The following is a 7,112-nucleotide window of genomic DNA, read 5'->3' as shown; positions in this document are numbered from 1 at the left end:
GCACGGCCGCGTGCCGGGCCGCGCGGTGGGCCACCGCGACACCGTCCGGGTCCCGGTCGAGCCCGAGCACGTGGATCGGATGCGCGGCCGTGCCGATGCTCAGTGTGTTCACCGCGGCGCCGCAGCCGACGTCGAGCACCCGCATCCCCGGCCGCAGCAACGGCAGCACGAACCCCACGTGACCCTCCGACACATCGTCAACCCTACGGACCTGGCAGGATCGCGGGCGTGAGCACACAACATCCGCACGCCCGGGTTCCCGACCGGCTTCTGACCGACCCGGAACGGGAGGCCCGCTGGCGGGCACGGTTCGACGCGGCGCGGGTGTCGGTGCCGGACTGGGCCCTGGACGCCCCGGACCGCAACATCTACGTCTCCAACGCCAGTGGCGTGTGGGAGGTCTACGCCTGGGACCGGACCGCCGACACGCACCGCCGGGTCACCGACCGGCCGAACGGCACCCTGCACGCCACGGTCACGCCGGACGGTCGCTGGATCTGGTGGTTCAACGACACCGACGGCGACGAGTTCGGCGCGTGGGTGCGCGAGCCGTTCACCGCCGCTCTGGAGGGCTCCGGTGCGGGCCCGGCCGAGGGCACGGACGGGAACGCGGCCGAGGGCGGGGAAAGCGCCGCGACCACCGTGTTCCCGGACCTCGGCAACGGCTACCCGGCGGGCCTGGCACTCGGGCACCAGGTGATCGCGCTCGGCGTGTCCACCGACGACGGCAGCAGTCTCTACGCGCACCGGGACGGCACCACCACCCGCTTCTACAGCCACGAGCAGGACGCGGACGTGTCGGCACTGTCCCGGGACGAGCGGCTGCTGGCGATCGGGCACTCCGAACACGGCGACTCCCGCCACCCTGCGGTGCGGGTCCTGGCCTGTGCGGACGGGAGCGACTTCCACACCGTCGCCGAGAAGTGGGACGGCGAGGGCAAGGGCCTGGCCGCGCTCGCGTTCTCCCCCCGCCGGGGCGACCCGAGGCTGCTGGTCCAGCACGAGCGCCGGGGCCGCGAGGAACTGCTGATCTGGGACGTCGAGTCGGACACCGAGACCGAGATCGAGCTGGACCTGCCCGGCGAGGTCGTCGGTGACTGGTATCTCGACGCCGAGGCCCTGCTCATCGCCCACTTCCACCGGGGACGCAGTGAGCTGTACCGGTACGAGCCGGCGAGCGGGTCGCTGACCTCGCTGGACACCCCCTCCGGGCGGATCGGAGGCGCGGGCGCCCGGCCGGACGGGTCCGTGGAGTACGCGTGGTCCGACGCGGCGCATCCGCCGCTGATCCGCACACGGGAGGTGGACGGTACCGACCAGGTGCTGTTGACGCCTCCGGGCGAGCGCCCGCCGGGGTCGCTGCCGGTGTCCGACGTCTTCGTGGACGGGCCCGGTGGGCGGATCCACGCGCTGGTGTCCCGGCCGGACCCCGCGGTCGCGCCGGACGGGCCGGTGCCCACGGTGTTCAACCTGCACGGCGGGCCGCACGCGGCCGACGAGGACCGCTTCTCCGCCTACCGCGCGGTCTGGCTGGACGCGGGCTTCGCCGTGGTGGAGGTGAACTACCGGGGTTCCACCGGCTACGGCTCCGCGTGGCGGGACTCGATCGAGGGTCGTCCGGGGCTGACCGAGCTGGAGGACGTCGCCGCCGTTTACGACCGGGTGGTCGCGGACGGCCTGGCGGATCCGGACCGGTGCGTCGTGGCGGGCGCCTCGTGGGGCGGCTACCTCACCCTGCTGGCGCTGGGCACTCAACCGACGCGGTGGGCCGCCGGCGTGGCCGGGGTTCCGGTGGCGGACTACGTGGCCGCCTACGAGGACGAGATGGAGCCGCTGCGGGCGTTCGACCGCGCGTTGTTCGGCGGCTCACCCACCGACGTCCCGGACGTGTACGAGCGGTGCTCGCCGCTGACGTACGTGGACACGGTGCGGGCACCGGTGCTCGTGCTGGCCGGGGACAACGACCCGCGCTGCCCGATCCGGCAGATCGAGAACTACCTCGACCGGCTGGCCGCGCGGGGCCTCGACTACGAGTTCTACCGCTACGACGCGGGCCACGGCTCCCTGGTCACCGCCGAAACCATCACCCAGGTCGCCACCGAGGTTCACTTCGCGATGCGCAGGGTCGGCCTGGCCTGACCGCGGCCGGGGTGCCCGTGAAGGGCACCTTCCCTGCGTTCAGCGCAGTGAGGGGCACTTTCCCTGCGTCGAGTGCAGGGAAAGTGCCCCTCACGGCACAACCGGGGGACGGCGGCGGTCAGGCCTGCTGCGCCTGCCACATCCAGTGCTGCTTCTCCAGCTCCTGGGTGATCTCGATCAGCAGGTCCTGGGTGATGAGGTCGCTCTTGTCGGTCTCGTCGACCCGGACCCGCATCCGCTGGATGAGCACACTGAGAATCTCGACGATCTTGTCCACCGTCTGGTCGGTGCTCTGCCAGTTCTCCGGGTACTCGGGCAGTCCGGAGTTCTCGGCGACGGTCCTCGCCTTGGCGTTCGGGGAGACCCCGATGGCGTTGGCCCGCTCGGCGGCGCTGTCGGTGTAGCCGCGCGCGAGCGTGGTCAGCTCGTCGAGCTGGAGGTGCACGCTGCGGAAGTTCTTACCGACGACGTTCCAGTGCGCCTGTTTGGCGATCAGTGCCAGGTCCACCAGGTCGACGACGGTCGTCTGCAGGGCGCTCGCCGTCAGTTCCTTGTCACTCTCCTTGAGCGGGCTCGTGATGGGCGAATTCGCCATCGTGCTCCTCCTCCGTGGTGCGTGACTTCTCGCCGGACGGCGAGCTCGGTCCTGGAAGAGCGTTACCCGTCCGCGTGAACGGTTAAACGCCACCCGCACGGGCGAGGGCGAACTCGGCGACCTGCCGGCCGATCATCCGGAGATTGCCCACGACCTTTTCGTCGGAAGCGCTACCCCCCTCGTCGAACTTCACCTCGGCCGAGTTCACGGCACCGCCGAGTGGGGTGGGCCAGCCGCGCAGCGCATGCGCGATCGTGCGGAGCTGGTCGAGCGTGGTGACGGCCGCCTGCCACCCGTGCGCCACCGCGACGAGCCCGACCCCACGGCCGTCGAGGTACGGGCGGGCGTCCGAGCGCAGGTCCTCGACGTAGTCGAGGGCGTTCTTGACCAGGCCGGAGAGTGCGCCGTGATAGCCGGGGGAGACGACGACGAGTCCGTCGGCCTCGCGCACCGCCTCGACGAGTGCGGTGGCCTCCGGCGAGCGCTGGTCGAGCGCGGCGTCGTAGAACGGCAGTGCGAGCGCGCTCCCGGTGACCGCCCTGGTGGTGGCCCCCGCGGACTGCGCACCGGCCAGGGCGATGCGCAACGCCCGCTCGGACTGTGAGCCGTCCCGGAGGGACCCTCCGATGCCGAGCACCTTGATCGCACGTGTCGCAGTCACCCTCCCGAGGCTAAACGCTCGAGTCAGGTCGAGGACTACTTCGGTCGTGACGACGTGTGTCACAGTCACCACGGAAGCACCCGCCGCGCTCACCCGAACCGGGGCGAGACCGGTGACACCTGGACTACCAGCGAGTAACGTCAGCTCGACCCGACCGTTCGTACGAAGGGGACCCATGGCGCCATCGATGACGGTTCGCGTTCAGGCCGCCGCCGCCCAGCTGCTCTACGCCCTGCCCCGCCCCCTGCGCCGGGCACTCGCGGGCAGGCCGGTCCGCAGGGACGGCCAGGACCTCGCACTGGACGCGCACCTGCTGCTCCGTCTGCAACAGTTGTCCGGGGCCGGACTGACCAACGGCACCGTCGGGGAGTCCCGCGCGGCGCTGGACGCCTCCCGGCACCTGGTCAGTGGTCCGGCGATCCAGCCGGTCAACACCCGGGAGATCCCGATCCCCGCACCGCACGGTGAGCTGCCCGCCACGCTGTACACCCCGCAGGACCCCGGGCCGGGGCTGCTGGTCTTCTACCACGGCGGCGGCTGGGTGGTCGGCAGCCGTGCCAGCCACGACAACACCGCGCGGTTCCTCGCGAAACACGCGCAGGTGCGGGTGCTGTCGGTGGAGTACCGGCTGGCGCCCGAGCACCCCTTCCCGGCCGCGCAGGAGGACGCGCTCACCGCGTTCGACTTCGCCCACGCCAAGGCGGGCGATCTCGGCGCCGACCCGGACCGGATCGCGGTCGGCGGGGACAGTGCGGGCGGCAACCTGGCCGCGGTCACCGCACTCGTGACCACCCGCAGGGGTGGCCCCGCGCCCGCCTTCCAACTCCTGCTGTATCCGGCCGTGGACGCGACGGTACGGCGGCGTTCCCGGGACCTGTTCGCCGACGGGTTCTTCCTCACCGACGAGGAGATGACCTGGTTCGTGGATCAGTACGCCCCCGAGGGGGTGGACCGGTCCGACCCGACGCTGTCGCCGCTGCTCGCCGACGACCTCACCGGTCTGCCACCCACCTACCTCGCCACGGCGGGATTCGACCCGCTGCGCGACGAGGGGGAGGCCTACGCCACCAGGCTGCGCCAGGCGGGTGTTCCGGTCTCCCTGAGCCGCCAGTCCGACCTCATCCACGGCTACGCCAACTTCCTCGGCGTCGGCAGGCGCTTCACCGAGGCCACCGCGGAGGCCGCGGGCGCCCTCCGCATGGGTGTGCCGTGAAGGACTCCCTGCCTGCGCTCAACGCAGCGAAGGCCCCCTTCCCTGCGTCACATGCAGGGAAGGGGGCCTTCACGGCGACACCCGCCGCGCGCACGGGCGTGGGGGGATCAGCTCACTTGCCGAAGGCCGCGGCGACGCGGTCGCCGAGGTCCTTGTCGACGTTGCGCCAGTACTCGAAGACCCGCTCCAGCACCGGCTCGGACACGCCCTTGCTCGCGTGGCCGATGATGTTGTTCGCGAGGCGCTCGCGCTCCTCGTCGTTCATCACCTCACGCACCAGCGTGCCCGCCTGGCCGAAGTCGTCGTCCTCGGCGTGCAGGGTGTACGCCGAGCGCACGACCTCGTCGTCGATGCCGTAGGTGGCGGTGGTCTCCGAGGCCAGCTCCGGATCGGCGTGCGCGCCGCCCATGGTGTTCGGCGCGTACACCGGGTCACCGGTGTTGCGGTAGCGCATCCGGCCGTCCTTGGAGTACGAGTTCACCTCGGACTTCGCCGCGTTCACCGGCAGCTGGGTGTAGTTCGCGCCGATGCGGTAGCGGTGGGCGTCCGCGTAGGCGAACAGCCGCCCCTGCAGCATCTTGTCCGGCGACGGCCCGATGCCCGGCACCAGGTTCGACGGCTCGAACGAGGCCTGCTCGATCTCGGCGAAGTAGTTCTCCGGGTTCCGGTTCAGCGTGTACTTCCCGACCTTGATCAGCGGGTAGTCGCCGTGCGGCCACACCTTCGTCAGGTCGAACGGGTTGAACCGGTAGGTCGCCGCGTCGGCGTAGGGCATGACCTGGACGTACAGCGTCCAGCTCGGGTAGTCGCCCTGCTCGATGGCGTTGAACAGATCCCGGATGTGGTGGTCCGAGTCCGCACCGGCCATCCGGTCGGCCTCGTCCTGGGTGAGGTGGTCGATGCCCTGGTCGGTCTTGAAGTGGTACTTCACCCAGAACTTCTCGCCCGCGGCGTTCTCCCACAGGTAGGTGTGCGAGCCGTAGCCGTTCATGTGCCGCCACGTCTTCGGCAGGCCCCGGTCACCCATCAGCCAGGTCACCTGGTGGGCGGACTCCGGACGGAGGGTCCAGAAGTCCCACTGCATGTCGTGGTCGCGCAGGTTGTTGTCCGCGCGGCGCTTCTGCGAGTGGATGAAGTCCGGGAACTTGATCGGGTCCCGGATGAAGAACACCGGGGTGTTGTTGCCGACCAAATCGTAGTTGCCCTGGCTGGTGTAGAACTTCACGGCGAAGCCGCGGGGGTCGCGCCAGGTGTCGGGGGAACCGAGCTCCCCCGCGACGGTGGAGAACCGGATGAGGCTCTCGGTCCGCGCACCGGGCTGGAACAGGGCCGCCTTGGTGTACTGACTGACGTCCTCGGTCACCTCCAGCACACCGAAGGCGCCGCCGCCCTTGGCGTGCACCACGCGCTCGGGCACGCGCTCGCGGTTGAACTGGGCGTTCTTCTCGATCAGGTAGTGATCCTGGAGCAGGATCGGGCCGTTGGTGCCCGCGGTGAGCGAGTCGTTGTCGCTGCCCACCGGGATACCGACGTTGTTGGTGGTCGGCTTCGTCACGCCGATGCCTCCTCGTCGTCCTTGGTCACAGGGTCGGTGCTGTGCGTACGGGTCGGTGTGTGTCCACGGGTCGGGAATCCCGCTCACGGGCCCGATTCCGCGGACGGGGCCTGCTGACAGGCGGGGCACAGTCCCCAGAAGACGACCTCCGCCTCCTCGACCGCGAAGCCGCCCGGGTGGGAGGGCCGCAGGCAGGGCGCCGCACCGCGGACGCAGTCGACGTCCTCGGCGTGCCCGCACCGGCGGCAGACGAGGTGGTGGTGGTTGTCTCCGGTTCGTGTCTCGAACCGCGCGGGATGCCCGGCCGGTTCGATCCGCCTCACCAGTTCCGCGTGCGTACAGGCTCCGAGCACGTCGTAGACCGCCTGCGTGGACACGGGTCCGCGTGCGGCGCGCACTCCCGCGGCCACCTGGTCGGCCGTCGCGTGCGGGTGGTCGGAGAGCCACTCGAGCACGGCCAGCCGGGGCGCGGTGACGCGCAGGCCGGCCGCCTTGAGATGGTCCCGTACAGGGCTTTCCCGGTGAGGCATGACGTCCTCAGCATGCCCCGTTTTCTGGAATCAGTCAAAAAACACCCTCTGTCGGGTGATCGCCACGGAAATGAGCTTGCACGGCCGTACCAGGTTCGGGTTGTGTCCGGGAGGTGGCGCTGAAGTCCTACCTCCCCGTACTCCGCATCCCGGGCGTGGCGACGTCGATGCTGCTCATGTTCGCCGCGCGGCTGCCGATGACGGCGACCGGGATCACGCTCACCCTGCACGTGGTCGGCGACCTCGGCCGCGGCTACGGGGCCGCGGGACTGGTCGGGACCGCCACGATGGCCGGGACCGCACTGGCGGCCCCGCTGCTCGGCCGGATGATCGACCGGCACGGCCTGCGCCCGGTGCTCGCGGTGTGCGGGACGGTGTCCGGGGTGTTCTGGGTCGGCGCCCCCCACCTGTCCTACGGG

8 protein-coding genes are annotated in these 7,112 nt (G+C 70.8%); 3 read left to right on the top strand and 5 right to left on the bottom strand.

From position 1 onward, the window contains the following. Window positions 1–193: methyltransferase domain-containing protein (locus SACHA_RS25345; RefSeq protein WP_198010133.1), on the bottom strand; the 193-nt coding region annotated here is incomplete at its 3' end. A gap of 35 nt (window positions 194–228) precedes the next feature. Between SACHA_RS25345 and SACHA_RS0111385 the strand changes: the two genes are divergently transcribed. Then, window positions 229–2,139, top strand: a complete 1,911-nt coding sequence (locus tag SACHA_RS0111385; protein WP_019809807.1) for a S9 family peptidase — start codon at window positions 229–231, stop codon at window positions 2,137–2,139. Window positions 2,140–2,257: 118 nt separating this feature from the next. Here SACHA_RS0111385 and SACHA_RS0111380 read toward each other — a convergent pair whose 3' ends face one another. Continuing rightward, the gene (locus SACHA_RS0111380; RefSeq protein WP_019809805.1) at window positions 2,258–2,734 is read right to left on the bottom strand and encodes a Dps family protein; all 477 of its coding nucleotides are present in this window, start codon (window positions 2,732–2,734) and stop codon (window positions 2,258–2,260) included. Window positions 2,735–2,816: 82 nt separating this feature from the next. Further along, complete coding sequence (locus SACHA_RS0111375; RefSeq protein ID WP_019809804.1) at window positions 2,817–3,395, bottom strand: NADPH-dependent FMN reductase; 579 nt, start codon at window positions 3,393–3,395, stop codon at window positions 2,817–2,819. 187 nt (window positions 3,396–3,582) lie between these two features. Here SACHA_RS0111375 and SACHA_RS0111370 point away from each other — a divergent pair, with 187 nt between their 5' ends. Further along, window positions 3,583–4,608 (top strand): alpha/beta hydrolase, encoded by a 1,026-nt coding sequence (locus tag SACHA_RS0111370; RefSeq protein WP_019809803.1) that lies wholly within the window; start codon window positions 3,583–3,585, stop codon window positions 4,606–4,608. A 112-nt stretch (window positions 4,609–4,720) separates the two neighbouring features. Here SACHA_RS0111370 and SACHA_RS0111365 read toward each other — a convergent pair whose 3' ends face one another. Continuing rightward, on the bottom strand, window positions 4,721–6,163 hold the full coding sequence (locus SACHA_RS0111365; protein ID WP_019809802.1) for a catalase: 1,443 nt from the start codon (window positions 6,161–6,163) through the stop codon (window positions 4,721–4,723). Between the two features lie 83 nt (window positions 6,164–6,246). Then, the gene (locus tag SACHA_RS0111360; protein ID WP_019809801.1) at window positions 6,247–6,693 is read right to left on the bottom strand and encodes a Fur family transcriptional regulator; all 447 of its coding nucleotides are present in this window, start codon (window positions 6,691–6,693) and stop codon (window positions 6,247–6,249) included. Between the two features lie 113 nt (window positions 6,694–6,806). Between SACHA_RS0111360 and SACHA_RS21645 the strand changes: the two genes are divergently transcribed. Beyond that, on the top strand, window positions 6,807–7,112 hold a 306-nt coding region (locus SACHA_RS21645; RefSeq protein WP_039738756.1), incomplete at its 3' end, for an MFS transporter.

It is taken from the genome of Saccharomonospora halophila 8 (assembly GCF_000383775.1).
Classification (GTDB): domain Bacteria; phylum Actinomycetota; class Actinomycetes; order Mycobacteriales; family Pseudonocardiaceae; genus Saccharomonospora; species Saccharomonospora halophila.
This window is presented reverse-complemented; position numbering and strand designations above follow the sequence as displayed.